21 protein-coding genes and 2 pseudogenes are annotated in these 25,256 nt (G+C 71.6%); 14 read left to right on the forward strand and 9 right to left on the reverse strand.

What is annotated here, in order from left to right:
- The first annotated feature begins 31 nt into the window (after positions 1–31).
- From ACFPZI_RS19930 to ACFPZI_RS19950, 5 genes are all read left to right on the forward strand, one after another.
- The gene (locus ACFPZI_RS19930; RefSeq protein ID WP_381364730.1) at positions 32–910 is read left to right on the forward strand and encodes a VOC family protein; all 879 of its coding nucleotides are present in this window, start codon (positions 32–34) and stop codon (positions 908–910) included.
- A 30-nt stretch (positions 911–940) separates the two neighbouring features.
- Positions 941–2,107 carry an acyl-CoA dehydrogenase family protein gene (locus ACFPZI_RS19935; RefSeq protein ID WP_381364732.1) on the forward strand — a complete coding sequence of 389 codons (1,167 nt, stop codon included), beginning with the start codon at positions 941–943 and terminating at the stop codon, positions 2,105–2,107.
- Positions 2,107–2,997, forward strand: a complete 891-nt coding sequence (locus ACFPZI_RS19940) for an alpha/beta fold hydrolase (protein WP_381364734.1) — start codon at positions 2,107–2,109, stop codon at positions 2,995–2,997. The genes ACFPZI_RS19935 and ACFPZI_RS19940 overlap by 1 nt, the downstream gene beginning before the upstream one ends.
- 37 nt (positions 2,998–3,034) lie before the next feature.
- Positions 3,035–3,895 carry an alpha/beta fold hydrolase gene (locus ACFPZI_RS19945; protein ID WP_381364735.1) on the forward strand — a complete coding sequence of 287 codons (861 nt, stop codon included), beginning with the start codon at positions 3,035–3,037 and terminating at the stop codon, positions 3,893–3,895.
- A gap of 133 nt (positions 3,896–4,028) precedes the next feature.
- The gene (locus ACFPZI_RS19950) at positions 4,029–5,492 is read left to right on the forward strand and encodes a 4-hydroxyphenylacetate 3-hydroxylase family protein (protein WP_381364737.1); all 1,464 of its coding nucleotides are present in this window, start codon (positions 4,029–4,031) and stop codon (positions 5,490–5,492) included.
- 182 nt (positions 5,493–5,674) lie between these two features.
- Here the strand turns inward: ACFPZI_RS19950 and ACFPZI_RS19955 are convergent, their stop codons facing one another.
- Both ACFPZI_RS19955 and ACFPZI_RS19960 read right to left on the reverse strand, forming a co-directional pair.
- Positions 5,675–8,005, reverse strand: a complete 2,331-nt coding sequence (locus tag ACFPZI_RS19955; RefSeq protein ID WP_381364739.1) for an FdhF/YdeP family oxidoreductase — start codon at positions 8,003–8,005, stop codon at positions 5,675–5,677.
- Positions 8,006–8,120: 115 nt separating this feature from the next.
- Positions 8,121–8,633: an SRPBCC family protein gene (locus tag ACFPZI_RS19960; protein ID WP_381364740.1), complete on the reverse strand. Its 513-nt coding sequence runs from the start codon at positions 8,631–8,633 to the stop codon at positions 8,121–8,123.
- Between the two features lie 268 nt (positions 8,634–8,901).
- On the opposite strand from ACFPZI_RS19960, the gene ACFPZI_RS19965 reads away from it, so the two are divergent.
- The 5 genes and pseudogenes from ACFPZI_RS19965 to ACFPZI_RS19985 all read left to right on the forward strand — a co-directional run bounded on the left by ACFPZI_RS19965 (position 8,902) and on the right by ACFPZI_RS19985 (position 10,821).
- On the forward strand, positions 8,902–9,069 hold the full coding sequence (locus tag ACFPZI_RS19965) for a hypothetical protein (RefSeq protein WP_381364742.1): 168 nt from the start codon (positions 8,902–8,904) through the stop codon (positions 9,067–9,069).
- A gap of 36 nt (positions 9,070–9,105) precedes the next feature.
- Positions 9,106–9,291 (forward strand): annotated as a pseudogene (locus ACFPZI_RS19970) (helix-turn-helix domain-containing protein); the annotation flags it as partial.
- 24 nt (positions 9,292–9,315) lie between these two features.
- A pseudogene (locus ACFPZI_RS19975) lies at positions 9,316–9,933 on the forward strand (class I SAM-dependent DNA methyltransferase); the annotation flags it as partial.
- Between the two features lie 4 nt (positions 9,934–9,937).
- On the forward strand, positions 9,938–10,222 hold the full coding sequence (locus tag ACFPZI_RS19980; RefSeq protein WP_381364744.1) for an SHOCT domain-containing protein: 285 nt from the start codon (positions 9,938–9,940) through the stop codon (positions 10,220–10,222).
- Positions 10,219–10,821 carry a hypothetical protein gene (locus tag ACFPZI_RS19985; protein ID WP_381364745.1) on the forward strand — a complete coding sequence of 201 codons (603 nt, stop codon included), beginning with the start codon at positions 10,219–10,221 and terminating at the stop codon, positions 10,819–10,821. The genes ACFPZI_RS19980 and ACFPZI_RS19985 overlap by 4 nt, the downstream gene beginning before the upstream one ends.
- Positions 10,822–11,068: 247 nt before the next feature.
- Here the strand turns inward: ACFPZI_RS19985 and ACFPZI_RS19990 are convergent, their stop codons facing one another.
- From ACFPZI_RS19990 to ACFPZI_RS20015, 6 genes are all read right to left on the reverse strand, one after another.
- Positions 11,069–12,445: a TIGR02679 family protein gene (locus ACFPZI_RS19990; RefSeq protein ID WP_381364746.1), complete on the reverse strand. Its 1,377-nt coding sequence runs from the start codon at positions 12,443–12,445 to the stop codon at positions 11,069–11,071.
- Positions 12,446–12,534: 89 nt separating this feature from the next.
- Positions 12,535–16,743, reverse strand: a complete 4,209-nt coding sequence (locus ACFPZI_RS19995; protein WP_381364748.1) for a TIGR02680 family protein — start codon at positions 16,741–16,743, stop codon at positions 12,535–12,537.
- A gap of 8 nt (positions 16,744–16,751) precedes the next feature.
- On the reverse strand, positions 16,752–17,987 hold the full coding sequence (locus ACFPZI_RS20000) for a TIGR02678 family protein (protein ID WP_381364750.1): 1,236 nt from the start codon (positions 17,985–17,987) through the stop codon (positions 16,752–16,754).
- On the reverse strand, positions 17,984–19,732 hold the full coding sequence (locus ACFPZI_RS20005; RefSeq protein WP_381364752.1) for a TIGR02677 family protein: 1,749 nt from the start codon (positions 19,730–19,732) through the stop codon (positions 17,984–17,986). The genes ACFPZI_RS20000 and ACFPZI_RS20005 overlap by 4 nt, the downstream gene beginning before the upstream one ends.
- A 220-nt stretch (positions 19,733–19,952) precedes the next feature.
- Positions 19,953–20,135, reverse strand: a complete 183-nt coding sequence (locus tag ACFPZI_RS20010; RefSeq protein ID WP_381364754.1) for a hypothetical protein — start codon at positions 20,133–20,135, stop codon at positions 19,953–19,955.
- Between the two features lie 83 nt (positions 20,136–20,218).
- Positions 20,219–21,685 carry an AAA family ATPase gene (locus ACFPZI_RS20015; RefSeq protein ID WP_381364756.1) on the reverse strand — a complete coding sequence of 489 codons (1,467 nt, stop codon included), beginning with the start codon at positions 21,683–21,685 and terminating at the stop codon, positions 20,219–20,221.
- Between the two features lie 426 nt (positions 21,686–22,111).
- On the opposite strand from ACFPZI_RS20015, the gene ACFPZI_RS20020 reads away from it, so the two are divergent.
- The 3 genes from ACFPZI_RS20020 (at position 22,112) to ACFPZI_RS20030 (ending at position 24,251) form a co-directional block, all read left to right on the forward strand.
- Positions 22,112–23,047, forward strand: a complete 936-nt coding sequence (locus ACFPZI_RS20020; RefSeq protein ID WP_381364757.1) for an MDR/zinc-dependent alcohol dehydrogenase-like family protein — start codon at positions 22,112–22,114, stop codon at positions 23,045–23,047.
- Between the two features lie 70 nt (positions 23,048–23,117).
- Entirely contained in the window at positions 23,118–23,756 is a 639-nt protein-coding gene (locus ACFPZI_RS20025) for an NADPH-dependent F420 reductase (RefSeq protein WP_381364759.1), read from the forward strand.
- 138 nt (positions 23,757–23,894) lie between these two features.
- Positions 23,895–24,251 carry a DUF4241 domain-containing protein gene (locus ACFPZI_RS20030; protein WP_381364761.1) on the forward strand — a complete coding sequence of 119 codons (357 nt, stop codon included), beginning with the start codon at positions 23,895–23,897 and terminating at the stop codon, positions 24,249–24,251.
- Here ACFPZI_RS20030 and ACFPZI_RS20035 read toward each other — a convergent pair.
- Positions 24,248–24,472, reverse strand: a complete 225-nt coding sequence (locus ACFPZI_RS20035; protein WP_381364763.1) for a hypothetical protein — start codon at positions 24,470–24,472, stop codon at positions 24,248–24,250. The genes ACFPZI_RS20030 and ACFPZI_RS20035 overlap by 4 nt on opposite strands.
- Before the next feature lie 29 nt (positions 24,473–24,501).
- Here ACFPZI_RS20035 and ACFPZI_RS20040 point away from each other — a divergent pair, with 29 nt between their 5' ends.
- A complete protein-coding gene (locus ACFPZI_RS20040; protein ID WP_381364765.1) occupies positions 24,502–25,212 on the forward strand; it encodes a VanZ family protein in 711 nt (236 codons plus the stop codon).
- The last annotated feature ends 44 nt before the right edge of the window (positions 25,213–25,256 follow it).

Consider the following 25,256-nt stretch of genomic DNA (forward strand, 5'->3'; position numbering starts at 1 on the left):
GACTGCGCAGAGAACGACCGCGAGGAGAGACATGACCGCCCGAGTCACCGCCCTGGGTTACCTACAGTTCACGGCCACCGACCTCGACCACTGGCAGGACTTCGGCCAGCGGGTGCTCGGGCTGATGGCCGACCGCCGGGGCGACGACCGCCTGTTGTTCCGGGTGGACGAGAAGGCCTACCGGCTCGAGGTGCGTCCCGGTGAACGGGGCGGCGTCTCCGCGGTCGGCTGGGAGACCAGGGGTCCCGCCGAACTCGCCGAACTGGAGACACGCCTGACCGCCGCCGGGTACGAGGTGACCCGGCCGGGCGAGGCGGTGGCCAAGGAGCGGATGGTCTCGGACCTGATCCGGTTCCGTGACCCCGACGACTGCTACGACCACGAGATCTTCTGGGGCCTCGGCACCTCCTCGGCGCGGTTCGCCTCCCCGATCGGCGCGGAGTTCGTCGCCGGGACCGAGGGCCTGGGGCACGTACTGCAGGTGGTCTCGGACCGTGCCCGCTACGAGTCGCTCTTCCTCGACGTGCTGGGCTTCCGGCTCTCCGACCACATCGACCTCGCCCCGGATCTTGCAGCAACGTTTCTGCACTGCAACCCCCGCCACCATTCCTTCGCCTTCACCCCGAAGGTCGGGAGCCGGCCGCTGGGCGTGGGCCACTTCATGCTCGAGGTCACCGACCTCGACGTGATCGGCCGGGCGATGGAGCACATCGAGGACGAGCCGCACCGGCTGCTGAAGACGTTCGGCCGGCACAGCAACGACCGGATGACCAGCTTCTATCTGCTGACCCCGTCCGACGTGGGACTCGAGTTCGGCACCGGCGGCATCAAGATCGACGACGAGACGTGGACCCCCACGCGGTACGACACCGCGCACTTCTGGGGCCACCACTCCGTCGACCACCACTGACCCGACTGCCCCACCAGAGAGGAAGGCGCCATGAACGCCGTGCTTGACCGCGTGATGGAACACGCCGAGCTGCTGGAGAGCGACGGACCCGTGTCCGAGGAGCTCGGCCGGGTCAGCGACGAGGTCGCTGCCGTGCTGCGCGAGTCCGGGGTGATCCGGATGCTCCAGCCCCGCGACTTCGGCGGCTTCGAGTCCCACCCGACCGACTTCCTGCGCACCGCCTACGAGATCGGGCAGCGCAACGGCGCGGCCGGCTGGATCACCGGCGTGGTGGGCGTGCACCCGCACGAGCTCGCCCAGGGCGACCCGCGGATGCAGCGCGAGATCTGGGGCGAGGACCCCGACACCTGGGTCGCCTCGCCGTACGCCCCGATGGGCCGGGCGCGGCCGGTGGAGGGCGGCTACGTCTTCAACGGCCGCTGGCCGTTCTCCTCGGGCACCGACCACTGCCAGTGGGTGATGATCGGCGGCCTGATCACCGACCAGGAGGGCAACGTCACCGACCGGGAGACGATCCACTTCGTCATCCCGCGCAGCGACTACGAGATCCTGCACGAGTCCTGGGACGTCATCGGGCTGCGCGGCACCGGCAGCAAGGACATCGTCGTCAAGGACGCCTTCGTGCCCGAGCACCGGCTGATCCGGACCAACCCGGTCACCGACGGCAGCGCCGGGTCGATCGCGGGCCGGGACGCGCCGCTGTACTCGATGCCGCGCAACGTGGTCTTCTCGGGCGCGGTCACCACGGCGACGATCGCGCTGGCCCAGGGCACCCTGGCCGCGTACGTCAAGTGGACCCGGGAGCGCAGCAGCCGGTTCGGCTCGGCCAGCCGTGACCCGTTCCAGCTGTCCGTGCTGGCTCCGGCGGCCGCCGACATCGACGCCAGCATCGGTCACGTCCTGCACGACATGGACCGGGCGTTCGACATCGTCTCCTCCGGACGGCTGCTCACCCTGTCCGAGCGCGCCGAGATCCGCCGCAACCAGGTCTCCGCCTCGCACCGCGCGGCCGCGGCCGCCGACGAGATCTTCAAGGTCAGCGGCGGCTCCCAGCTGCACGCGAAGAACCCGATGCAGCGGATGTGGCGCGACTGCCAGAGCGCCCTGCACCACGTGCAGAACTACGCCGGCCCGCTGTACCAGGCCTACGGCATGAACTACTTCGGCGGCGAGATGCCGGCGGCGGTGAAGGTCTGATGACGGCCGGTACCCACGAACAGCCCGCCCACAAGCCGCTCACCCGGGAGTCCACGTCCCGGTTCGTCACGGTCGACGGCACCCGCATCCACTACCACGAGGCGGGCACCGGCCCGGAGGTCCTGCTGTGCGTCCACGGCGGGGCGCCCGGGGCCTCGGGCTGGGGCAACTTCGGCACCAACATCGCCGAGTTGTCCCGGCGTGCCCGGGTCCTGGTCGTCGACCTGCCCGGTTACGGCCGGTCCGACGCCATCGAGCTGTCCGGCGGCAAGTACCGGCCCTACGCCGACGTGTTCGCCGCGATGCTCTCCGAGCTGGGCATCGAGCGGGCGAGCGTGGTCGGCCTCGCGACCGGCGGCGCGGTCGCGATCGCGATGGCCCTGCACCACGCCGAACGCGTGGACCGGCTGGTGCTGGTCTCCAGCGCCGGCGGAGTGCCACTGTTCAGCACGATGCCCTCCGAGGGCCAGAAGGCGATCCGCTCCTACTACGCGGGCGAGGGCCCGTCGCGGGAGAAGATGCGCGCCTACCTGCGGATGATGATGTTCGACCCCGGGCTGGTCACCGACGAACTCGTCGAGGAGCGGTACCGGGAATCGGTCGCCGGCGGCGAGGAGCGCCGGGCCGGCGCCGAATCGGCGGGCGTGCCGGCCGAGCCGCTGTGGCAGGAGCTGGGCCGGATCAAGGTGCCGACGCTGATCGTCTGGGGCACCGAGAACCGGGTGCAGGGCTTCGACAACGCCCTCTTCCTGCTCAAGCAGATCCCCGACGCCCAGCTGCACCTGTTCAAGCGCACCGGACTGTGGGTGCCCCACGAGCGGGCCTCGGAGTTCACCCGGCTGGTGCTCGGATTCCTCACCGAGCGTACGGCCGGTCCGGCCGCCGCCTGAACCCGCCCGAGCCGGGCCGAGATCCAAGGAGAAGAAGATGACGTACACGAGCGTGTGGTCCGACCTGGCGCAGGTCGAGTTCCGGCAGGGGTACCTGGAGACGGGACCGTACCGGACCCGGTTCCTCCAGTCGGGCAGCCCGGACAAGCCGTTGCTGCTGATGCTGCACGGGATCACCGGACATGCCGAGGCGTACGCGCGGAACCTGGCCGCGCACGCGGAACACTTCAACTGCTACGCGATCGACTTCATCGGCCACGGCTACTCCACCAAGCCCGAGCACCCGCTGGAGATCCCGCACTACCTCGACCAGGTCAACCGGGTGCTGGACGCGCTGGGTCACGAGAGCGCGTACTTCAGCGGGGAGTCGCTGGGGGGCTGGGTGACCGCGCGGTTCGCGCAGCTGCACCCCGGGCGCACCGAGCGGATCGTGCTCAACACCATGGGGGGCACGATGGCGAACCCCCAGGTGATGGAGCGGCTGCTGACGCTGTCGACGCAGGCCGCCGAGAACCCCTCCTGGGAGCGGGTCAAGGCCCGTCTGGAGTGGCTGATGGCCGACCCGTCGATGGTCACCGACGATCTGATCAGGACCCGGCAGGCGATCTTCGAGCAGCCGGACTGGAAGACGGCCTGCCGGATGAACATGGCGCTGCAGGACCTGGAGACCCGGCGGCGCAACATGCTGAGCGACGACGACCTGCGCGCGATCCGTGCCGAGGCGCTGGTCGTGTGGACGACCAAGGACCCCTCGGGTCCGGTGGACGAGGGACGCCGGATCGCGGACCTGATCCCGCGCGGCCGGCTCGCGGTCATCGAGAACGCCGGCCACTGGCCCCAGTACGAGCAGACCGAGACCTTCAACCGGATCCAGCTCGACTTCCTGCTCGGCCGCTGACCTCCGCTCTCCCCGGCCGGGCCGTCGCCGCGACGGCCCGGCGGTCCCCCTGCCCCGGCGTACGGGAGCCGGACCACCCCCCTCGCGTCCGGCTCGGACGCACTCGCCAAGCCTCACCGCAAGGAGTGACGACATGGGAATTCGTTCGGGTGCCGCGTATCTGGAGGGCCTGAGGGACGGGCGCAGCCTGTACGTCAACGGTGACCGGGTCGACGACGTCACCGCCCACCCCGCCTTCCAGGGCGTGCTCGCGACGCTCGCCGGACTCTACGACGCCCAGTCGGACCCGGAGTTCGCCGATGTCCTGACGGTGCGGGACGCCGCGACCGGGGAGCGGCACAGCACCACCCTGCTCGAGGCGCGGGACCACGAGGACGTGCTGGCCCGGCAGCGCTGTGACCGGCTCAGGACCGAGCTCACCTACGGCATGATGGGCCGGCTCCCCGACTTCATGAACGCCTACCTGCTCGACGTCAAAAGCAGCCTCGAGCACGTCGGCAAGCACGAGGAGGCGGCCCGGATGGGCGACTACCTCGCGCGCCTGCGCCGGGAGGACCTCGCGGTGACCCACACCCTGGTGGACCCGCAGAGCGACCGTTCGACGCGGGACGCCCCGCCGGAGGCGGTGCGGATCGTGGAGCGCCGCGAGGACGGCATCGTGGTCCGCGGCGCGCGTCTGCTCTCCACCCTCGCCCCGGTGGCCGACGAGGTCTTCGTCGGCCCGTACGTGCCGCGCAGGCCCGGGCAGGAGGACTACGCCCTGGTCTGCACGCTTCCGCTCGACGCGCCCGGGCTCAAGATCGTCTGCCGGCAGGCCTACGACCGTGGGGAAGGCGTCTTCGACACCCCGCTCAGCAGCCGTTTCGACGAGGGCGACGCGATCCTCGTCTTCGACGACGTCTTCGTCCCCCAGGACCGGGTCGTCGTCGCCGGCGACCTGGACGCCTACAACAACGTGGTGCGCAACGCGGTCGGCTACGGCCCGCTCCAGGGCGCGGCGCGCAGCACCGCCAAACTGAAGTTCCTGGCCGGCCTGGCCACCGTGGCGGCACGGACGACGGGTCGGGCGGACTCGCCGCGCTACCAGGAGGAACTCGGCGAGGTCGTGGGCCTGCTGAACGTCGCCGAGGGCGTCCTCGACGGCGCCGCGCTCGACCTGAGCCGCCGGCTCGGCGAGCGTCGCGATCCCGGATCGGTGCGGCGCGGCCACGGCTGTCCGGGCGAGGAGTCGCGGGTCGGCATCGCGGCGCTGACGTTCTTCTTCCCGCACGCGATCGCCAAGGCGGTCGAGGTGCTCCGGCTGGTCGCCGGCAGCGGCGCGATCGTGATGACCGAGGGCGAACTGCGGCACGAGGAGATCGGTCACCTCGTCGAGAAGTACGTCCACGGCCCGGGGATCAGCGCCGAGCGCCGCCTCCAGGTGATGCGGATGGTCTGGGACATGACCTGCAGCCCGTTCGCCGCCCGTCAGGCTCTCTACGAGCGCTACTACACCGGCGACCCGATCGTCGGCAGGGTGCTGTTCTTCAACGCCCCGAAGACCCGCGAGGCGGAGGCCCTCGCCGAGCGCCTGCTGGGGGCCGTGACCACGGACTGACCCGGACCCACCGGGCGAGCGAAAGGCGGCATCCGGCTCTCACGGGCCGATGCCGCGGCATTCGTCCCCGGCAGGCCGCTGACTCCCGCACCCGATCGAAGGGTCCGACATGGGGAGAACACGGGGGACCGTAACGCCGATGAGATCGCGCAAGCGCTCGCCGACGCCGCTCATCGGTGTCGTCACGGGCGCTCTACGGTTCCGGAGGCGCGGTCGCCCGAGCGTGGCTCCAGGCGTATGACGATGCCTTTGTACGTCGGCGTGTTGCTGGTGTCGGCCACGCTGTCCAGCGGTACCAGGACGTTGGCCTCCGGGTAGTAGGCGGCGGCGCAACCGGCGGTCGTGGGATAGGAGACGAGCCGGAAGTCCTCGGCACGACGTTCGGTGCCGTCCTGCCAGACACTGACCACGTCCACCTGGGAGCCGTCCTCGAATCCGAGGGCACGCAGGTCGGCGGGGTGGACGAGCACGATGCGACGTGAACCGTGGATGCCCCGGTACCGGTCGTTGGTGGTGTAGGGCACCGTGTTCCACTGATCGTGGGAGCGCAGCGTCTGCAGGAGGAGATGCCCGTGGGGGGCGCGCAGCGACTCGAAGTCGTTGAGGGTGAACAGCGCCTTGCCGCCGGGGGTGGGGAAGACGCCCTCGTTCACCGGGTTCGGCAGGCCGAAGCCGCCCGGCTTGCGCACCTTGCTGTTGAAGTTCTCGAAGCCGGGGACGACCCGCGCGATGCGGTCCCGGATGGTGCCGTAGTCCGCTTCGAAGTCCTCCCAGGGCACGGGCACCTTGTCGGCCAGTGTCCGGCGGGCCAGCCTGCTGAGGATCGCGACCTCGCTGAGCAGGTGGCTGGACGCCGGTTCCAGGCGCCCGGACGAGGCGTGCACCTGGCTCATGGAGTCCTCGACGGTGATGAACTGCTCCTCGCCGTTCTGGCAGTCCCTTTCGCTGCGGCCGAGGGTCGGGAGGATCAGCGCGGTGTCGCCGCAGACGGTGTGGGAGCGGTTCAGCTTGGTGGAGATGTGCGCGGTGAGGCGGCAGCGGCGCATCGCCTTCTCGGTCAGGTCGCTGTCGGGGGCGGCCCGTACGAAGTTGCCCGCGAGGCCGAGGAAGACCTTGGCCCGGCCTTCGAGCATGGCCCGCACGGAGTTCACCGTGTCCAGGCCGTGCCGGGCGGGCGGGGTGAAGGAGAACTCGCGTTCGAGGGCGTCCAGGAAGCTCTGGGGCATCTGCTCCCAGATGCCCATGGTCCGGTCCCCCTGGACGTTGCTGTGTCCGCGTACGGGGCAGACGCCGGCTCCGGGCCTGCCGATGTTCCCGCGCAGGAGCTGGAAGTTCACCAGTTCACGGATGGTGGGCACGGCGTGCTTGTGCTGGGTGAGTCCCATCGCCCAGCAGACGATGATCCGCTCGCTGGCCAGGACCCGGTCCCGCAGTTCCTCGATCTGGCGGCGGGTCAGGCCGGTGGCCGCCAGGACGTCCGGCCAGGAGACGGTGGTGCGGATGTGGTCGGCGAATTCCTCGAACCCACTGGTGTGGTGGTCAATGAACTCCCGGTTCAACACCGTCCCCGGCGCGGCGTCCTCGGCCTCCAGCAGGAGCAGGTTCAGAGCCTGGAAGAGGGCGAGGTCGCCGCCGAGCCGGATCTGGAGGAACTGGTCGGCGATGTTGGTGCCCCGGCCGACGACCCCGCGTGGTTTCTGCGGGTTCTTGAAGCGCATGAGGCCCGCTTCGGGGAGCGGATTGACGGCGACGATCTGCCCGCCCCCGCGTTTGGTCTCCTCCAGTGCGGAGAGCATGCGGGGGTGGTTGCTGCCCGGGTTCTGACCCAGGGTGAGCACGAGATCGGCGTGGTGGATGTCCAGCAGGCTCACATTGCCTTTGCCGGTGCCCAGCGTCTCATGCAGCGCCGCGCCGCTCGACTCGTGACACATGTTGGAGCAGTCCGGCAGGTTGTTGGTGCCCAGGGCCCGGGCGAAGAGCTGGAGGACGAAGGCGGGCTCGTTGCCGGCCCGGCCGGATGTGTAGAAGATCGCCTCGTCGGGCGAGTCCATGGCCCGCAGTTCGTCGGCGATCAGCCCCAGGGCGTCGTGCCAGCTGATCGGCTCGTAGTGATCCGCGCCCGGCCGCTTCACCATGGGCTGGGTGAGCCGCCCCTGCTGGTTCAGCCACCGGTCCGAGCTGCGTGCCAGTTCGGAGACCGCATGCCGCCGGAAGAACTCGGGGGTGACGCGTCGCGTGGTGGCGTCGTCGTTGGCGTGTTTGGCGCCGTTCTCGCAGTACTCGTTCGTGTGGCGTTCGCCCGGCGCGGGGTCCGGCCAGGCGCAGCCCGGGCAGTCGAAGCCCTTGGTCTGGTTGATGTCGAGCAGGTTCAGTGCCGTACGGCGCGCCGAAGTCTCGGCGAGGGAGTACCGCACCGCGTGGGCCACCGCCGGGACACCGGCCGCCCACGTCTTCGGCGGAGTGATCTTCGCCTGCTCGCCGCCCGGATCACCGTTCGATGACTCTCGCACCACGTCAGCCTCCTGCGCTGTTCCACTCACCTCCGCCGCTCCCCGCCGAGCCGGGAAGCGGCGGATAACGGCTATATGCGAAATATCCTCTTGTGAAGTGTGGCATCACGGCTGCTTCTCAGCCGGTCGGCCAGTTCGGCACCCGCGGCGGCAGACGGTCGGAGTCCGGTTCCACATGGCCGCCACTGATCGTTCCCCGCCACTGCCCGCTCTCCCGGCCCTGGCCCTCGATGTACTCCTTGAAGCGCCGAAGATCCCCCTGCGCCTGCCTGCGGACCAGGCCCAGGGCGTCCCCGGCCCGCTCGACGGCGCCGCGCGGAGTGAAATCGACACGGAGGGCGACCCGGCAACGGGTCTCCCCCAGCGCCCGGAAGCTCACCGCACCGGTCAGGCGGGGCGTCCCCACGGTGCGCCACACCACCCGGTCGTCGGGGCGTTGCTCGGTGATCTCCGCGTCGAACTCGCGGGTCACGCCGCCGAACCCGGTCACCCAGTGCGTCATGGAGGAGCGCGACCGGTCCACCCGGCGCACGCCGCGCATGAACCGGGGAAAGCACTCGAACTGAGTCCACTGGTTGTAGGCCACATGGACCGGGACGTCGACGTCGACAGCGCCTTCGATGACGCTCATGGCTGCCCCTCCTCTCCGCAACGGGCCAGGGGGCCGTCCACCCACGCGATCGAGTGCCCTCCTCGAACGCTCTCAACCCGGGCATTGTTGCCCCTGGAGCGGGTCCGGCGGCGCCTCCGCCGGCGGGTGCCGCGCGCCACTGGCCCCTGCGGGGCCCCGCGGATGGTTGACGCACGCTTTCCCGGGGACTCGGGGAACTCGAAAGCCCGCGGTGGCGGCTTCCGGTTCCGCGGCCACGGCCCGCGAAAGCCGGAAAGAAGGTGACGTGATGAGCGAGACCACCCCCTCACAGGCGGAGGGCGCGCCCGAGGAAGAACAGCTCACGGAGCCGTACCGGACCACTCCCTCGCAAGCGGAGGGAGAACGGGATGAGGAGGAACAGCTCACGGAGTCGTACCAGACCACTCCCTCGCAAGCGGAGGGAGAACGGGACTAGGAGGGGGCCCGCGGCAAGACCGGCGGGCGACCGCCACGACTCACTCCTGAACAGGCCGAGCAGGCACAACAGCTCTACGGCTCCGGCACCCCCGTCCCGAAGATCGCCCAGACTTTCAAGATCGGGCGTTCCACCATCTATGGCTCCATCACGCCACGAGCCTCGGAATGGAACTCATGGCCATCGACGCCACACGCTCAGCGAAATTTACGCGCGCTGTGACGGGCTCCCCAGTACGGTCTGGCGATGGACGATCAAGACGGTTACTTCGGCGAGCGTGTTGCGACGGCCTACGACCAGTCGTCAGGGGAGATGTTCGAGTCGGGCGTCATCGACCAGACGGTCGACTTTCTGGCGGGCCTGACCGACGGTGGCCGGGCCCTTGAGCTGGGCATCGGGACGGGGCGCATCGCGTTGCCACTGGCACAACGCGGAGTCCAGGTCCACGGCATCGACTTGTCGCAAGCGATGGTTGCCCGGCTGCGTGCCAAGCCAGGCGGTGACGCGATCGACGTCACGATCGGCGATTTCGCGACGACGAGGGTGGACGGGACGTTCTCCGTCGCCTACCTGCTCTTCAACGCGATCTTGAATCTGACGACGCAGGCGGAGCAGGTGGTCTGTTTCCGCAACGCCGCGGCTCACCTGGAACCCGGAGGCTGCTTCGTCATCGAGGTCCTGATCCCCGAACTGCGAAGGCTTCCAGCCGGGCAGAACGTCGTGCCCTACCACGTGAGCCCGACGCGATGGGCCTTCGACATCTACGACGTCGCCACCCAGGCGACGAGTTCGGTGGTGAGCAGGCAAGGCTCGGTGGCCTTCGGTGACGCATGCTGGAGGTGGGGCTTGCCCGAGGAAGGTGATCGGCATGATGTGGTACGACGGCGGCTGGGGCTGGGGCTGGGGCGGCTGGTTCTTCATGGCCATCTTCATGGTGCTGTTCTGGGCGCTGGTGATCGCCGGTGTCGTCGCGCTTGTCCGCTACCTCGCGGGCAGCCATCACGGCCACCAGGGCGGCCCGCCTCCCTCCTCCGGTGAGCCCGGGTGGGGAAGCAGGCGAGCGGAGGACCTGCTCGCCGAGCGGTTCGCCCGCGGGGAGATCGACGAGGACGAGTACAAACGCCGGCTCGCGCTGTTGCGGGAGCACCGGTGAGCGCGAACCGGCCGCGCGGAAGGTTGCTGGTCGCCGGGGCGGTCGCCGCACTGGTGCTGGGCATCGCGACCACCCTGCTGTTCGCCGCCACCGGCGCCTTCCGTGGCAGTGCGCCGGCGGCCTGGCGAGCACCGGGGGCGCACTGCAGTTCGCCTGCTCTGCAAGGGCACCTGGTGGATGTGACCGTGGGGGACATGGGGCCGGGCATGATGGGCCGTCCCCACTGGCGCGCCCCGGGCCCCGGCTGGCAGGGCATGGGCATGATGTATCTGCGCGCCACGCCGAGCACGGTCCCGGCCGGCAAGGTGTCGCTGCGGGCGGTCAACGTTGGCGCCCTCCCCCACGAGGTGATGGTGCTGCCCCTGTCGGCGGGGCAGGCCGCAGGGGAACGCCCCACCCGAGCTGATGGGCGGGTCAATGAGGCGGGGAGCCTGGGCGAGGCGTCACGCAGCTGCGGTGCGGGGGCCGGGCACGGCATCGCGCCCGGCGCGATGGCCTGGACCACGGTGACGTTGCAGCCCGGCCGCTACGAGTTGGTCTGCAACGTCCCCGGCCACTACATAGCCGGCATGTACACCGAGCTGGACGTCACACGGTGACCACGGCGAGGACCAGCGCAGACGCTGAAGCGCCTGAACGCGGGACTTCGAACGGAACGCCTGACTCGACCTACTTTGACGGAGAGGGTGGCCGGGTCCCATCGCCTCGAGTCCGACTTCGGCACATCGTTGAACACAGGTCGGCCAACGCGGCAGAACCAGATGACCTGCGGGAACATCCGTGGACACCCGGGACCGATGGCGACGGCAGTGTTCCGTGCCCGCGCCGCGCCTCTCGGGACGCACCTCAAAGGGCCCCCGGTCCGAGGTCCGTCAGCAGGTCGTCCAGCATCGCTTCCTCCTCGACCCGGACACCGCACTCGGCGAGAGCGACGGCCAGGGCCGGATCCCACGGCGTCGCGGCGGGCGATCCTGTCAGGTCCGGGGCTTCGGTCACCCGGGCCGCTGCCGCGCGGTAGTGGGCGGCCGTGTAGCGCCACGGCCGCCAAGGGACGCTTCGTCCCAGCGCCGCGGCGATGCGCACACCGCCCCAGTCGAAGTCGCCGTGGTAGAGAAGGCCGGCTCCCTGCGCGGACAGGCCCCGCAACAAGGTGAGGGCGGCTGCCGACGGCTGCCCCTGGAGGCACACCAGGGGCGGACACGCCGGGCCGAAGGCGTCGGCGGCCGCGGACAGCACGGCCGGGTTCTCACAGACGTGGACGGTTCCCGTCGTCGGAACGGCGGCGACCGGTGTGTCACGGGTGAGAGAGCGGAGCGTCAGGACCGCGGGCTCACCCTCGTCGGCCATCCAGTCGAGGGAGGGAGTGCCGCGCAGGTTGAGGATGAGGACGGTCGAGGACAGGTCGTCCATGAGCAGCCCCGCCGAGGCCCATGCCTCCCGCCGCCATCGGGCACCGGCGCCGTCGGGAAAGCCGGTGAGGGAACGGAGCCCGGACAGGACGAGAGTGGCGAGCGGAGTCCCCTCGTCCAGAGCGTGGGCGCCGGAGAGGTTCCGTGCGGCGAACGTCGCGCGCGAGGTCGGAGGTGACACGGGCAGCGCGCGCAGCACACGCACGGCGGCTTCCACCAGAGGGCCGGCCGCTTCCGGCGTACGGGCGAGACGTCGTACGAGACCGTCCCCGCGGATCCGCTCCGCCCAGGAGGCCAGCTCGGCGTCCAGGACGTCGAGCGGGGCGTACGCCTCTTCCCAGGCTCGTTCCTCCCTGTCCCGTGTCTCCGCACGGAGGGTGACGGGGCCGGTGAGCGCCACCACGGCGGCCGCCAGCCCGTCGGGACTGACACCGGAGCGGCGCAGGACCGCGTCCACGGTGTCGAGGCGCATGCTCAGGGAACCACCGGCTCGTGGCGCCCGCCCCAGCAGGCGCTCGGCGGCCCGGCGTTGGGATGCGTCGGGGTCGGACAGGGTGACGGAGCCGGTGAGCGGCCGCCCGCGTGCCATCCGCTGCCGGGCGCGGCCCACGAGCCAGGCGAGGCCGGGATCACCGAGCAGACGACCGAGACGCTCGGCGTCGATGCCGATGTCGGCCTGGTCTCCGGCCGGCGGCGGCGCGGCGTCCCCGACCGGCGGCAGTGCGGCGTCCCCAACCAGTGACGGGACGGCGTCCCCGACCGGCGGCGGTGCGGCGTCCCCGACCAGTGACGGGACGGCCGGCGTCGCCTCCACGACGGCATCGTCCGCCGGTGTCTCCTGTCCGGCCGCCGTCCGAATTCCGGGACTCCGGCCGCCGCGGGCAGGCGGAGTCGCCGCAGGATTCACGTCCACGGGGATTCCGGGCCGCCGGTGTCGTCGGCGACGGCGATCCGCACCGGCCCACCCCGGGCATCCGCCGGCGCCCCGGGCGCCTCACCCGGGGCGCCGGCAGGGGAGGTCGCCGTCGACGCGTCCGCCCGCGCACCGGGCTCCGGGCCGCGCCGCCGGTCGCTGCCGTCCCACTCCCACCGCGTCACCAGCACGGCGTCGATGTCGTCGACGCGCGCGAGCTGGGCGATGGCGATGCCCGGCACCTGCGGGTAGCAGGCCCATTCGCGTTCGCTGGTCATGACGACGTCGAGGTCGAAGGCGCGCAGCAGACCGAGGCACTTGGCGCGCGAGTCGTCGTCGACGCCGGCGAACGCCTCGTCCAGGGTGACCAGGCGCGGGGCATGGGCACCGCCCGCGCTCGCGTAGTGGGAGGAGGCGGCGGCGAACAGGGGCACGGACGCGGCCAGTACCCGTTCCCCGCCCGAGGCGGGCCCGGTGGCCGGCACCCACTTGCCGTGCTGGTGGCGTTCGACGCCGAACTCGTGCCAGGCCCGGTAGTCGAGGGCCGCGGTGAGGTCCTCCAGCCAGCTGCCCGTGCTGTCGTCGGCCTGCCGGCGGGCGATCTGCTCCTGGAGGAACGCGCCGACCGCGGCCCGGTCCTCGAGCGACCAGGCGTCGGCGGACTGGCGCAGCCGTTCACGGGCCTGGGCCAGTCCCTGCGGGGCCCGGCGGGACGCCCGCCACACCAGCCGCAGCTTCATTCCCGTGGAGGTCGGGCGCTCCTCCAGTTCCCTGTTCATGGCGTTCACCTGTCGTTCGGCGGCCCCGATCAGTTCCTGGAGCGTCCCGGCGACCTCGGTGATCAGATGGGTCTGCAGGATCTCGCGCTCGTGTGCGGACAGGATGCGGGTCAGTTCCGCGACCTCGGCGGCCAGCGCCTCGGCGAGTTCGGGCACGGCCCGTTCCCGGCCCTGGTAGACGATGTCGACCCGCATGCCGTCCTCGCTCGGCCGGGCGGTGGCGGTGTGGCCGTGCCGCGACAGCGCGTCCTGGAGCCTGCCGAACTCCTCGCTCAGCCGTTTCTGCACGCGCTCCCAGACCGCGTCCGAGTCGTCGACCGAGGAGAGCCGGGACTCGACGGCGCGCGCGAGAGCGACGGCAGGGGTCGCCGCCCACGTCCCCGCGTCGTCGTCCGGTACGGCGAGGTCGGGCAGCGCGACGGCGAGGAGTCCCGTCGCGGCGAACCGCTGGAGCGCCACGACGGCTTCCTCACGCGCGGCGGTCGCCTCGGTGACGTCCTCGGCGAGCCGCTCGATGCGCCCCTCGGCGCGGCTGGCCCGCCGGTCGGCGTCACCGTGGTCCGCCTGGGCCTGGCGCTGTTCGTTCTCGCAGGCGCGGGCCGCCTCGGCCGTCTCCTCCAGCTGCCGCTGGAGCTCGGCGACGGCCGCTCCGACGGTGGAGCGGAGTGTCGTGAGGTGTTCGTCCGCCGCCGCGGCGGCCCGGGCCGCCTGCGTCGCGCGCTCCGCGAGGTCGGACACGAGGGCTTCGGCCCGGCGGGTCTCCGCCTGCTCGCCGGTCACCGCGCGCCCGGCGTCCGCGTGTTCGCGCAGCGCGGGCCACAGGGCCGCCAGGCGAGCGGTGTGGTCGGCGAGCGCCTGGCGCACGGCACCCAGTGCCGTGCGGTCGGTGGGAAGGTGCAGGGCGGCCGCGGTCTCGGCGAGTTCGGCCGCCGCACGGTCGGCCTGTTCCGCCGCCAGGGCCAGTTCCGCGGCCCGTTCGTCCTGCCGGGCACGGGCCCGCTGGGCCGCGTCGGCCGCGGCGGTGACGCGTGCGTGCGCGTGGCGCAGGTGGTCGTCGCCCGGTACCGCGGCGAGTTCGGCGTCGAGCACGGCGCGGCGCTCGGCCACGGCGCGGGACTCCTCGGCCAGTTTTTCCCGTTCTGCCGCCAACCCGTTGATTTCGGTGCGCAGTTCACCGATCCGGGTACGGCGTGCCTGTTCCCGCGCTCCTTCTCCGACGTACTGGGCGCTGTCCTTGGCCCAGCTTCCGGTGAGCGCGCCGACCCGGAAGCGCCCGTCCGCGCGGACCCAGGTGTCGTGGCCGCCGGCCTCCCAGGAGGTCTCCTCGGGACCGTCGCCGGTCCCCGCGGCCAGCCCGATCGAGGCGAGCAGGCGCGCGACCGCCTCCTCCCCCACAGCGGCGGCCCCCGCGTCCGCCGGGTTGACCGCCGGGCACAGCGCGCGGTCGAGGCCGGCCCCGCCGAGCAGCCCGACCGGGTCGAGCAGCACGTCGTGGCCGTCCGCCGCGACCGCGGAGCCGTCCGGCCGTACCCAGGCGTCGAGGAGCCCCGAGGCCTCCAGCGCGGCTTCCAGTCCCGCGCGGTCGGCCTCGGTGACGTGCGGGCGGAAGTCGACGAGCCGCCACAGCGGGGCGCCGAGGCCCCGGTCCCGCACGTCGGGCGTGCGCGTGTGGGGAGCCGTCGGGCCGCGCTCCCCGCCCGTTTCGAGGGCGGTCAGTTCCTCCAGCGTCAGCCGCTGCCGCTCCGCCGTCGCCGCCTCGCGGTGGGCCAGCCCGGCCGCCCGGTCGGCCAGGCGGGAGGCGGCGGTGCGATGCGCCTCGGCCGCCGCCGTACGGGCCGGCAGCGGGCCGTCGAGACCGCTCACCCAGTCCTGTACGGCGTCCAGGACCCCCGGCAGTCCGGGCACCCGCAGCTCCACGCAGCCGGAGAGGTACTCCCGCACGGCCGTGACGAGCGCCTGCCCCGCCCCGGCGACGTTCTCCTGCGCCTCGGCCAGCCGCTCCCCGCTGTGCACGGCCTCCTCGTCGGCCTCGTCGGCGCGCAGCCGGGCGGCCCCGCGCCGCTCCTCGGCGCGCTCGGCCCGGGTGGCGAGCTCCGCCACGTGCTCGGCGGCGCGCCGCCTGCCCGCCGTCGCCTCGTCCGCCTCGCGGCGCAGGACCGGTTCGGGGGCCCCCTCCGTCCTGGGGACGTCGAGCCGGGCCGCGGCGGCGCTCTCCGCCACCCGGTCGTGGATGTCGTCGAGGGCCTCCTGGGCCGCCGTGAGCCGGTTGCCCGCGGTGGCGAGCCGGCCCAGGGCCCGGGTGTGCGCTTCGGCCGCCGTGAGCCGGTCCCCCTCGGCCCGCTTCCGCTCTCCGGCCGTGCGGGAGGCGTCGGTCGCCGCCCGGTCGAGGGCGCGGGCGTCGCGCATCTCGGGTCCGGACCGCAGCGCGGCGTCCTGGGCGGCCAGCCGCGCGGCCCGTTCGTCGAGTGCGGCGCCTCGCGCGCGGGCCTCCTCGCGGTCCTTCAGGGCCTGCTCCCGTTCCGCCTGTGCCTTGAGGAGTTCCCGCTGGAGGTTCTCGTACCGTGCGTGTTCGCGGCGGGGCAGGCGGGCGCGGCGCCGGGAGGCGAGACGGGCGTAGCGCCGGTAGTGGTCGAGGAACGCCGAGGAGGCCTGTTCGGCCTCGCGGGCCGCCCGCAGTTCCTCCTTCTCCTCGTCCAGCGACCTGAACGCCTCCGCCGCGTCGGCGACGACGGCCTGGTCCATCGGCGGCAGCGCCTCGGTCAGCGCCCGGGACAGGGCGGCTTCGCTCGGGCGCTTGGACAGCTGGGGCTGGCGCAGTTGGATCAGGAGGTCGACGAGGGCGCCGTAGCGTCGTTCCCCGAGCCCGAAGAGGGCTTCGTCGACTGCTCTGCGGTACGTCTTCGCCGTGTCGTACACCATGCCGTGACTGCCGACGGCCTCCGCGAGCCGGTCCCGGGACAGCGCCGTTCGGGTCGCGTCCAGCAGGTCGAGGCCGGCGCCGACGCGCTGGTCCGTCACCGCGAACCAGTGGCGGGCGATGCCGCGTCCGGTGACCGCCTTCAGCCCGCACAGCAGGGTGCGGAAATGCGCCTCGCCCGTGGTGTCGTCGAGCCGTCCGAACTCGATCCAGGTGTAGCCGAGGCGTTCCGGGTGCGGGTGCTCGCCGCCCAGGAGCAGGTTCCACTCCATCCGCTTGCCCGGGTCGCCGTCGGGTTCGACGCGGCGGGCGGAGAGGTCACCGTCCAGGAGGAACGGCAGGGTGAGGGCGAGCACCTTCGACTTGCCGGTGCCGTTGTTGCCGCGCAGCAGCAGCCGGCCGTCGCGGAACCAGAACTCCTCGACGTCGTAGTGGAACAGGTCGACGAGCCCGATGCGCAGGGGCCGCCACCGGCCGGGGGCGGGGCTGGGGAGGGCGGTCACGGGGCGGTTCACCTTTCGTCCTGCACGGTCGTGGAAGGCCGGCGGGCCCCTCCGGGTTCTCTGACGACGGGCTCACCGACCGCGTACCGCGCGAGTGCCGGGCGGGGCACGACGCCTCGTTCCGTTCGCTCGGCGAGTCCCAGCGCCACCAGCTTGGTCAGCGCCTGCTCGACGAGGTGGGGCTCCGCTCCCGGCTCCTTCGCCGACTTGGACCAGAATCCGCCGTGCTCCACGGCCAGTTCCCGTACACGGGCCGCCAGTTCCGCCGGTTCGACAGGCCCGGCCGCCCGCGCCAGGTGCCCTGCCAGCAGCAGGGTGACGTGTCCGTGTGTGCCCTGTTCCGGCATGCGGACGTCCGTGAGGTCGTCCAGGGGGTCGACCATGGCGATGCCTTCGGCACGGACCTCCGCGACCAGTCCGGTCAGTTCGTTGATGCGTGCGGTGATGAAGCCACGCTGCCGGGTGAGGTAGGCCAGTTCGTCGTCGGTGAGGTCGTCGTAGTAGAGCACCGGGTCGTCGAGGAGGCGGCGGGTCAGCTTCCAGCGGATCGCGCGGAACCTGAGCTCGTCGCTGTCGAGGGCGGTCTGCGCCGTCATCTCCACCAGGCGCTCCTCGAACTCCTCGGCCTCGACCATGGAGGGGCCCCGCAGGGACGCCGGCATCCCGGCCAGCACCCGCCGCCGCACGTCGTACAGCACGTCGCCCGATCCGCTGACGTACGCCTCCTCGTCGCCGGCCACCCGTCGCAGCACGCCGAGCCGCAGCAGCAGGCGGACGACGGCCGCGAGGTCGAGGCGCTCGTCGCGCCGTTCCAGGGTGAACGTGATCCCGGCGGCGACGAGTTCGGGATCGGCGGCGGCCAGGACGACCTGTTCGGCGAGGCGTCCGAGTGCCACCTGCGACTCGCCCCGCTCCAGCGCGGCCAAGGTGAGGCAGAGCAGGACGTAGCGGCGGCGGGTGAAGGGCAGGGCGGTCCGGGCGGCCTCGCGGGCGGGGTGCGTGGCGTCGGTGAGGGTGCCCGGCGTCTTGCGCAGCCGTGCGGTGTCCGCGTCCGTGCGCAGCGACCAGCCGACGTTGCGCTCGAACCACTCCCGCAGTTCGGAGGTGTGGCGGCGCACCAGCCGGAACTCGTCGGCGTACGGTCCGTCGGCGGTGAGCAGCGGCTCCTTCAGCAGGGCGCGCGCGGCCCGCTGCAGATCGGCCTGGCGCTGGCCGTCCAGGACCTCGGCGAGGGGGCCGCTCATGGGGTCTCCCTACGGTTTTGGGCGGCCCCGGAGGGCTGGAGGGGGCTGTCCTGCCGGGGGGCGGATACGGGCACGTGGGGGGACATGGCTGTCGGCGGACTCGGATGTCCCAAGGCGGGCAGGTGCCCTTCGGGCACGCCGGCCCCGCCACCGCGGTCCTCCCCCGCCGTGAGGTCGATGATGTCGATCAGGTGGTCGGGTCCGCTGAACACGCCATCAGGTGTGCGCACTTCGGCCGTCGATCCGTCGCCGAGGGCGGTCAGCCGGATCTCCATCGAACCGTCCCCGCTGGTGACCACGGTGCTGGTCATGCCCGGCCGCCAGGTGGCGAGCGCGTCGCCGAGCAGGCGCAGGAACAACTCGAAGGCGAGCGGATCGAGTTCTCCCAGCCGGGACAGTCGCACCGGCCCGCCCGTCACGAGACGTTCCCGTGCCTGCCTGGCCTCTCCCGCCTGCCGGGTGGCGATCTCGGCGAGTTTGCGCTTCGCCTCGCCCCGGTCGGCCACCTTGCGCGGCTTGCCACGCCGTTCGTAGCTGCCGGTACGGCGCAACTGGGGGCTGATCCGCAGCGGTCGCGCCTCGCCCCACGGCGTCGAGGCCGGCTCCGGCGAGGCCGCCCGCTCGGCGAGGGTGTCGGCGTCGACGGTGAGATGCCGCGAGGAGTGCAGCCCGAACGCCACCCGCCACAGCCGGTGCCGCGCCGCGTCGTTTGGCGCCTGGGCGAACCAGCGCGCCAGCGTGCGGAAGTCGGCCGAGCGGTCGGAACGCCCGGCCCGGCGTTCATTCAACTGCCTGACGACGGCGAGGAGTTGCGGAATGGACCCGAGGGCCCGCCCGCGCAGCAGCCTGGCCTGCGACTCCCGCCCCTCCCCCGACACGAACCACTGCGCGAGCCCGGACCACCGGGCGGCCCACTTCTCGTACGCCGTCGCCTCCGCGTGCTCGGCGTCCTCGGGAGTGGCGTCGGCGGACTCGCGGGCGGCGGCGAGCCGCAGCAGCGGCCCGACCCTGCCCTGCTCCTCCAGCTCCCCGATCAGCAGGGCGATCCGCCCGCCGAGGGTGATGAGGTCCTGGATGAACCGCTCCAGGTACTGGATCAGCCGGTCCTTGTAGGCGAGGAACGCCTCGACCTCGATGTCGTGCAGGTCGATGGTGCGCTGGAGCGACCCCATGAAGGCACGGGCGTTGTCCGCGAGGTCGGTGAAGCGTGCCGTCAGCACGGACAGGGCGACGTACGCCTTGGCCGGATCGGGCTCGTCCTCCGAGGCGATCACCAGCAGCGCCCGCAGCTGCGTGACGATGTCGTGCAGCGCCACCGCCTGGAGCTCGCCGCGCCGCCCCAGCACCTCGTCGTACGTCCCCAGCGCCGCCTCGGCGGCCTCACCGGCCCGGGTGAGCTGGTAGATGAACCGCCTGCGGTAGAAGTCCTCGACCGCCGTCACCCGCGCGTGGTCCGGGTCGGCCCGCAGGTTGCCCCAGTCCACGAGCTTGTCCAGCGCCTGCGTCACCGCCTCGACGTCGGCGGGCCGGCTCCCCGCGTCCAGGGCGGCGTACACGTCCTCCGGCCGCAGATGCACGGCGAACCGCTCCTTGGCGGTGAGGAAGGCACGCATCACCTGGCGGTAGAGGGGAGCGTTGGGGACGGTGAGGTGGGCGAAAGGGGCGTAGTCGGCGGATGCGGGGCCGGCGGATGCGGGGCCGGCGGGCTGTGAGGGTTCGGGCAGCTGGGAGGTCTCGGAGGTCATCGTCAATCCATTGTTCCAAAACGACGCCCGCGACTGTACGGGATGTCCACTTTTCGTGCGCCGACCCGCTCACCTCTGATGTTCATCCGCAGGGCGCGGGTGCGCTCGTCACTCACCACCGACCGGCTCACCTTCCGCTCGCCGTGGCAGGCAATCGCCTTCCGGACGCTCCCACAGGGCTCCGGTCGGACAGGTTCGCGACCATGCACTGTCAGCACTGTCAGGCCCGGGGAGCCGTCGCACACTCGGCCCGTACCGTCTCGCCGGGACCGAGGCGGTCGCGTACGCCCCGGTCGACGGCGAGCGCGTCGACGAGGACCAGGCCACGGCCCCGGTTCTCGTCCGCGCCGAACCCCGCGCCCATGGTCGACGGCGCGGCCGCGCTCCGTAGCGGCCCGGACATACGGGGCCGGCAGGTGCAGGCCGGCGGCGAGGGTCGCAGAAGCGGGCCCGGTGTCAGCCCGTCGCCTCGCTCTTGCCACAAGGTCATTCCCCTTGGTACATGCGGCCCGGATCGACGAGTTCCACATCATTGCGCCGCTCGGCCTCGTGCCGGAGGTCGTTCGTGAAACCGGATCGGGCGAAGAGCAGGAGTTTGGGCAGGGCCCCGACCCTGGCGCTGGGCAGCAGCCCCCGCAGGTGTTCGAGGCGCTCGAGCTGCGGCAGTCCGACGGGCGTGACGGTACCCTTGGCCTCTCCGATCGCGGTGATCCGCTCGGTGCCGAAAGCCGGTGACTCCGCGACCACCAGGTCCAGTTCATGCCCGCGGCGGTGTTCCCGGCAGGCGATCTCGGTCGGGCGAACCCAGGTGGCCCGGCCACCCAAGGTCTCCGGTGCGGCGTGTTCGGAGCACCACTGCCGGGCGAGTTCCTCGAAATGTGGGCCGTAGATCTTTCCCGCGACCGTGTCGGCGTTGTCCGCCCACACCTGCTCGGCCCGGCCCACGACCAGCTCCGGCTCGTGTCGCTGGGTCAGCAGTTGATGCAGCCGTACCACGGGCTCCGCCACCCGGAACACACTGCGCTTGTCCCTTATGGCGTCCTCGACCTGCTCCAGGAGGCCGATGTCCTGCAGCCCGGAGAGGAGATGCGCCAGCGCGCTGCTCGGCCGGCCGAGCGCTCCGGCGATCTCCGATCTCCGGTGACATCCCGCGCTCACCGCTGACAGAACCGCCGCATACGAGGTCGGATCCGAGATGGACGGCTCCTCCCGCAACAGCAGCCCGCCCTCACGGAACATGGCCGACGCGGGATTCAGCAGTCGGCGCGCCACCCACCGGTCGAAGTCCGCCGCGCCCTGCGGCCCCGCCCCTCCGCACATCTCCTTGTACGCCGGCGTCCCGCCGACCAGAGCGTTCAGCCGGAACGCCAGCTCGGGATCGTCCGCCACCCCCCAGAAGGCGGCCGCTTCCCGAAACCGGAACGGCCGCACCACCAGCTCCATGCTCGCCCGTCCTCGCAGCGGAGCGCCTCCACCCAGAAGCTGCGCCATCGTGGTCAGAGCGCTGCCGCACAGGATCAGCCGGGTCCGCGTGTGTTCCTTGGCATGGCTCAGCGGGCTGAGGGCCTGCTGGAGGTAGGAGGGCAGGGCCGGGGTCGCCGACACCAGGTAGGGAAACTCGTCGATCACGACCGGCACCGGGGCGTCCTCGCCGATCCGCAGGAGTTCGTCCAGCGCCTCCCGCCAGTCACCGAACATCACCGGCTGCCGTAGTCCCCGGAACGCCGCGTAGGCAGCGCCCAGGTCCGCCAGGTTCTGCGCCTCGCTCTGCTGCGTCGCCGCGAACAGAAACCCACCCGTCTGCCGTGCCAGCAGCTCCAGCATCAGCGTCTTGCCCTGCCGCCGGCGCCCGTACACGAGCCCCAGCGACGCCCCACCCGGCCCGGAGCCGGCGAACTCATCCAGCTCCTGCCATTCCACGTCCCGCGCGAACAGCCGCTCCGGCTTCACCACAGAGACCCTCTTCCATTTATGATAGCTACAGCTATCATAGTGGTGGCAATCATTATCCTCAACGTGTCGACCGGCCTTCCACGACAACCGCACCGACCGCCACGCCGAGGACGATGCGGCCGATCAGGAGCACCACGTAGCCGGGGGCGACCGTGAGGATCGCGGTCCCCCAATGAATAACAGCCCTTCGATCGCCAGAGTTTTCCTACGGCCCAGTCGGTCCGCCATCCGCCCCGCCCCCATGCGGCTCCCCGGCGAGCGGGGGCGGCGCTGCCCGGTCGGTGGCAGGGTTGGCTGATCGCGACAGCGGGGCGAAATGGCGCTAGCGTGAAAGGGCGGTCGGGTCGGCAATGCCGCCTGCGAGTCGGCCGCCTGCGCGAATCGGCAGCCAGGACGGGCCGCACCGGCCGCGGAGCCGTGCGTCCGGTGAGGAATGAGACTATCGACATCGTCGGCAAGGGCTACGGTGCGGCGCCGCCCGGTCTGGAGCGTCTGCTCGTCGGGCACGAATCCCTGGGGAAGGTGCTGGAGGCGCCCCGGGACAGCGGATTCGCGCCGGGAGACCTGGTCGCCGGCATCGTGCGACGCCCCGACCCCGTACCCTGCGGGCCGTGTTCGGTGGGCGAGTGGGACTTCTGCCGCAACGGCCTCTACACCGAACGCGGCATCAAAGAGCTGAACGGCTTCGGGTCCCAGCGGTGGCGCAGTGAACCGCGGTACGCGGTCAAGCTCGACCCCGCCCTCGGCGACCGGGGAGTCCTGCTCGAGCCCGTCTCCGTACTCGCCAAAGCATGGGAACAGACCGAACGCATCCTGGCCCGGTCCTCCTGGAAGCCCCAGGTCGCCCTCGTCACCGGTGCCGGGCCGATCGGCCTGTTCGCCGCCATGCTCGGCGTCCAACGCGGCCTGGAAGTACACGTACTCGACCTCAACGACAGCGGACCCAAACCACAGCTCGTCGCCGACCTCGGTGGAACATTCCACACCGGCGACGTCCGGGACATCGGCCTGGAACCCGACCTCGTCATCGAATGCACCGGCGCCGGTTCACTCGTCTACGCACTGACGGAAGCAGTCGGGGCCGGCGCCGTCATCTGCCTGACCGGTATCTCCTCCGGCAGCCGGAGGGTTGCCGTGGACCTGGACGCGACCGCCCGGGAAATGGTGCTGGAGAACACCGTCGTCTTCGGCTCCGTCAACGCCGGCCGCCGCCACTACGAACAGGCCGCCGCCGCTCTCGCCAAGGCTGACCCGCGCTGGCTGGACCGTCTCATCACCCGCCGGGTACCGATGAACGGCTTCGCCGACGCGCTGCACAAGGGCAGCGACGACGTGAAGGTCGTCGTTGACCTCCAAGCCTGAAATCGGCGGCACGGGTGCCGACCTCGCCTGCACGAGCACGCCCGGTATGCCGAAGACGGAAGGGACCATCATGAGGATCAACATCGTGGGAACCGGCAACATGGGCCGGAGCATTGCCGTCCGAGCGCTCACCGGCGGCCATGCGGTACGCCTCGTCAACCCCAAAGCCGGCAGCGCACAGCCGCTCGCCGACGGGCTGAAGCAGCGCTTCCCGGACGGCGAGGTCGCCTACGCCTCCTCGGTCGGGCAGGCTGAGCTGACCGTGTTCGCTCTGCCTTACGACGCCGCCCTGGAGGTCTCGAAGTCCGCCCGGGCCGGCCTCTCCGGCCAGGTCTTGGTCGACATCTCCAACCCCGTCGACTTCACCACCATGGACGCGCTGTCGACACCGCCCGGCACCTCGGCGGCCGAGCAGATCCAGGAGAACGTGGGCACGGACGTACCGGTCGTCAAAGCGTTCAACACCACGTTCGCCGCGCTGCTGGAGACCGGGGAGGGCTACGGCGCCCCGCTCGACGTCTTCATCGCCGGGGACTCACAGGCAGCCAAGGACAGCGTGGCCGATTTCGTACGCTCCGCCGCCATGCGCCCGCTGGACGTCGGCCCACTGCGGCGTGCGCGCGAACTGGAGGCCATGGGATTCCTGCACATCGCCATCCAGCAGCCCCTCGCGCTGAACTGGCAGAGCGCCATCAAGCTCCTCTCGTGACCGACGAATGCCACGCGCCCCATGGGACCCGACCTGCACCACCGGTAAGGTGACGCCCCATCGGAAAGAGCGACACAGCCGAAGTGCACCATCCGAACAAGTCACGCCGACACTGCCGGCGCAGGTCGTGTACAGCGGGTGGTACAGCCGCTCGGTGGGCGACAACTCCCCTGCCCATGGCGCCACCCTCAGTGCCACGAGTTCCAGCTCCCCGACGGCCACGCCTACGGCTTCAGCACCGACGGGGCGGCCGGCGGCTTCGCGGACGCCGCGGCCTGGGAGACGCTGTCCGGGAAGGTCAGGCGCTACTACGAGGAGCAGGACGACGGCGCATGCGAGCCCATCAGCGACGGCCACATACGTGCCGTCGATGAGGTGACCGGAAGCGACCTGGTGTCGTTCTGCACGGGGGGCGACGGGACTTGGCCGGTATGGCTCGGCCGCTCCGCCGCCGGCGAACTCGTCTCGGTCGTGGTGATCACGTCGTACCTCTAGCCTCGATCCTTCGTGCCGGTCCAGGGCAGATGTGCGGGCGTGACGGCGAGCTCGTCCTGGATGCTCGGCAGTGCGATGTCCACGGACGAGCCGTCCAGCACCTGCAGTAGCTGGGCCGGCGCGATCACCAGCCGCGGGACCATCTCACCGCCGGCTTGCGCCAGTTCCTTGATGCCGGGGATTCCGTGTATCGCGGGCGTATCGAAAATCGCATACGCCACCGCAACGGCCCTCCGTCTCCCATGGGGGCATGAACCACAACGCATCCCTGTCGGCACCGCCCCGCCGCGCGCGCAGGATCGTGCTCCTCGGCCTGGCGATCCTCGGCGTGGCGAGCGCCGCGTTCGTCGTGCGGCGGCCGCTCATGATGTCCGCTCCGATGTGCATGGCCGGGCGGTGGCACGGTTGCTTCGACACGTTCAACGGCGTGGTGCTCATCACGTTGGTCGCGCTGCCGTTGGCCGCGCTGGTGGTGTGGGCTCTGGCGCGCCGTCGGCGTGCCGCCGGCGTCACATCGGCGTGGCGGATGTCGCTGGCCGAGGTGGGCATGGTCCACGGGACGGTGCCGTTCATATGGATGACCATGATGCCGGGCGCCGGGGCCGGCACCGTCCCCGGCCGGGTGAGCCTGGTACCGCTGCGGGACCTGCTCACGATGGGACCGCTTGGGATCGTCGGCAACCTGCTGATCTTCGCGGCGCTGGGGTTCTTCGCCCCGATGCGGTTCGCGGCGCTGGCGTCCGTGCCGCGGATCCTGGCGCTCGGGGCGGGCTGCTCGGTCCTGGTCGAAACCGCACAGTACGTCCTGCGGCTGGACCGGGTGTCCTCCGTGGACGACGTACTGGTCAACGCCGCCGGCGCCGTGCTGGCCGCGCTGGCGTCGCGCCGCTGGTGGCGCACTACGGCAAAAGCGCCGTCGGACCAGCCTCGCCCCGCGCCGGTGCCGACACCGGCAGGCTGAGTCGCGTGTCCGATGCGCACACGTCTTTGCATACGTCGGCGATA

The sequence above is a fragment of the Streptomyces chlorus genome (assembly GCF_042655885.1).
Taxonomy (GTDB): domain Bacteria; phylum Actinomycetota; class Actinomycetes; order Streptomycetales; family Streptomycetaceae; genus Streptomyces; species Streptomyces chlorus.

Bases quoted from the DNA above. Each gene is read 5' to 3' on its own strand.
- ACFPZI_RS20025 (WP_381364759.1), top strand. From the start codon at position 23,118: ATGAGGATCAACATCGTGGGAACCGGCAACATGGGCCGGAGCATTGCC.
- ACFPZI_RS19930 (WP_381364730.1), top strand. From the start codon at position 32: ATGACCGCCCGAGTCACCGCCCTGGGTTACCTACAGTTCACGGCCACC.
- ACFPZI_RS19960 (WP_381364740.1), bottom strand. From the start codon at position 8,633: ATGAGCGTCATCGAAGGCGCTGTCGACGTCGACGTCCCGGTCCATGTG.
- ACFPZI_RS20000 (WP_381364750.1), bottom strand. From the start codon at position 17,987: ATGAGCGGCCCCCTCGCCGAGGTCCTGGACGGCCAGCGCCAGGCCGAT.
- ACFPZI_RS19935 (WP_381364732.1), top strand. From the start codon at position 941: ATGAACGCCGTGCTTGACCGCGTGATGGAACACGCCGAGCTGCTGGAG.
- ACFPZI_RS19965 (WP_381364742.1), top strand. From the start codon at position 8,902: ATGAGCGAGACCACCCCCTCACAGGCGGAGGGCGCGCCCGAGGAAGAA.
- ACFPZI_RS19980 (WP_381364744.1), top strand. From the start codon at position 9,938: ATGATGTGGTACGACGGCGGCTGGGGCTGGGGCTGGGGCGGCTGGTTC.
- ACFPZI_RS19950 (WP_381364737.1), top strand. From the start codon at position 4,029: ATGGGAATTCGTTCGGGTGCCGCGTATCTGGAGGGCCTGAGGGACGGG.
- ACFPZI_RS20005 (WP_381364752.1), bottom strand. From the start codon at position 19,732: ATGACCTCCGAGACCTCCCAGCTGCCCGAACCCTCACAGCCCGCCGGC.
- ACFPZI_RS20040 (WP_381364765.1), top strand. From the start codon at position 24,502: ATGAACCACAACGCATCCCTGTCGGCACCGCCCCGCCGCGCGCGCAGG.
- ACFPZI_RS19940 (WP_381364734.1), top strand. From the start codon at position 2,107: ATGACGGCCGGTACCCACGAACAGCCCGCCCACAAGCCGCTCACCCGG.
- ACFPZI_RS19945 (WP_381364735.1), top strand. From the start codon at position 3,035: ATGACGTACACGAGCGTGTGGTCCGACCTGGCGCAGGTCGAGTTCCGG.
- ACFPZI_RS20010 (WP_381364754.1), bottom strand. From the start codon at position 20,135: ATGTCCGGGCCGCTACGGAGCGCGGCCGCGCCGTCGACCATGGGCGCG.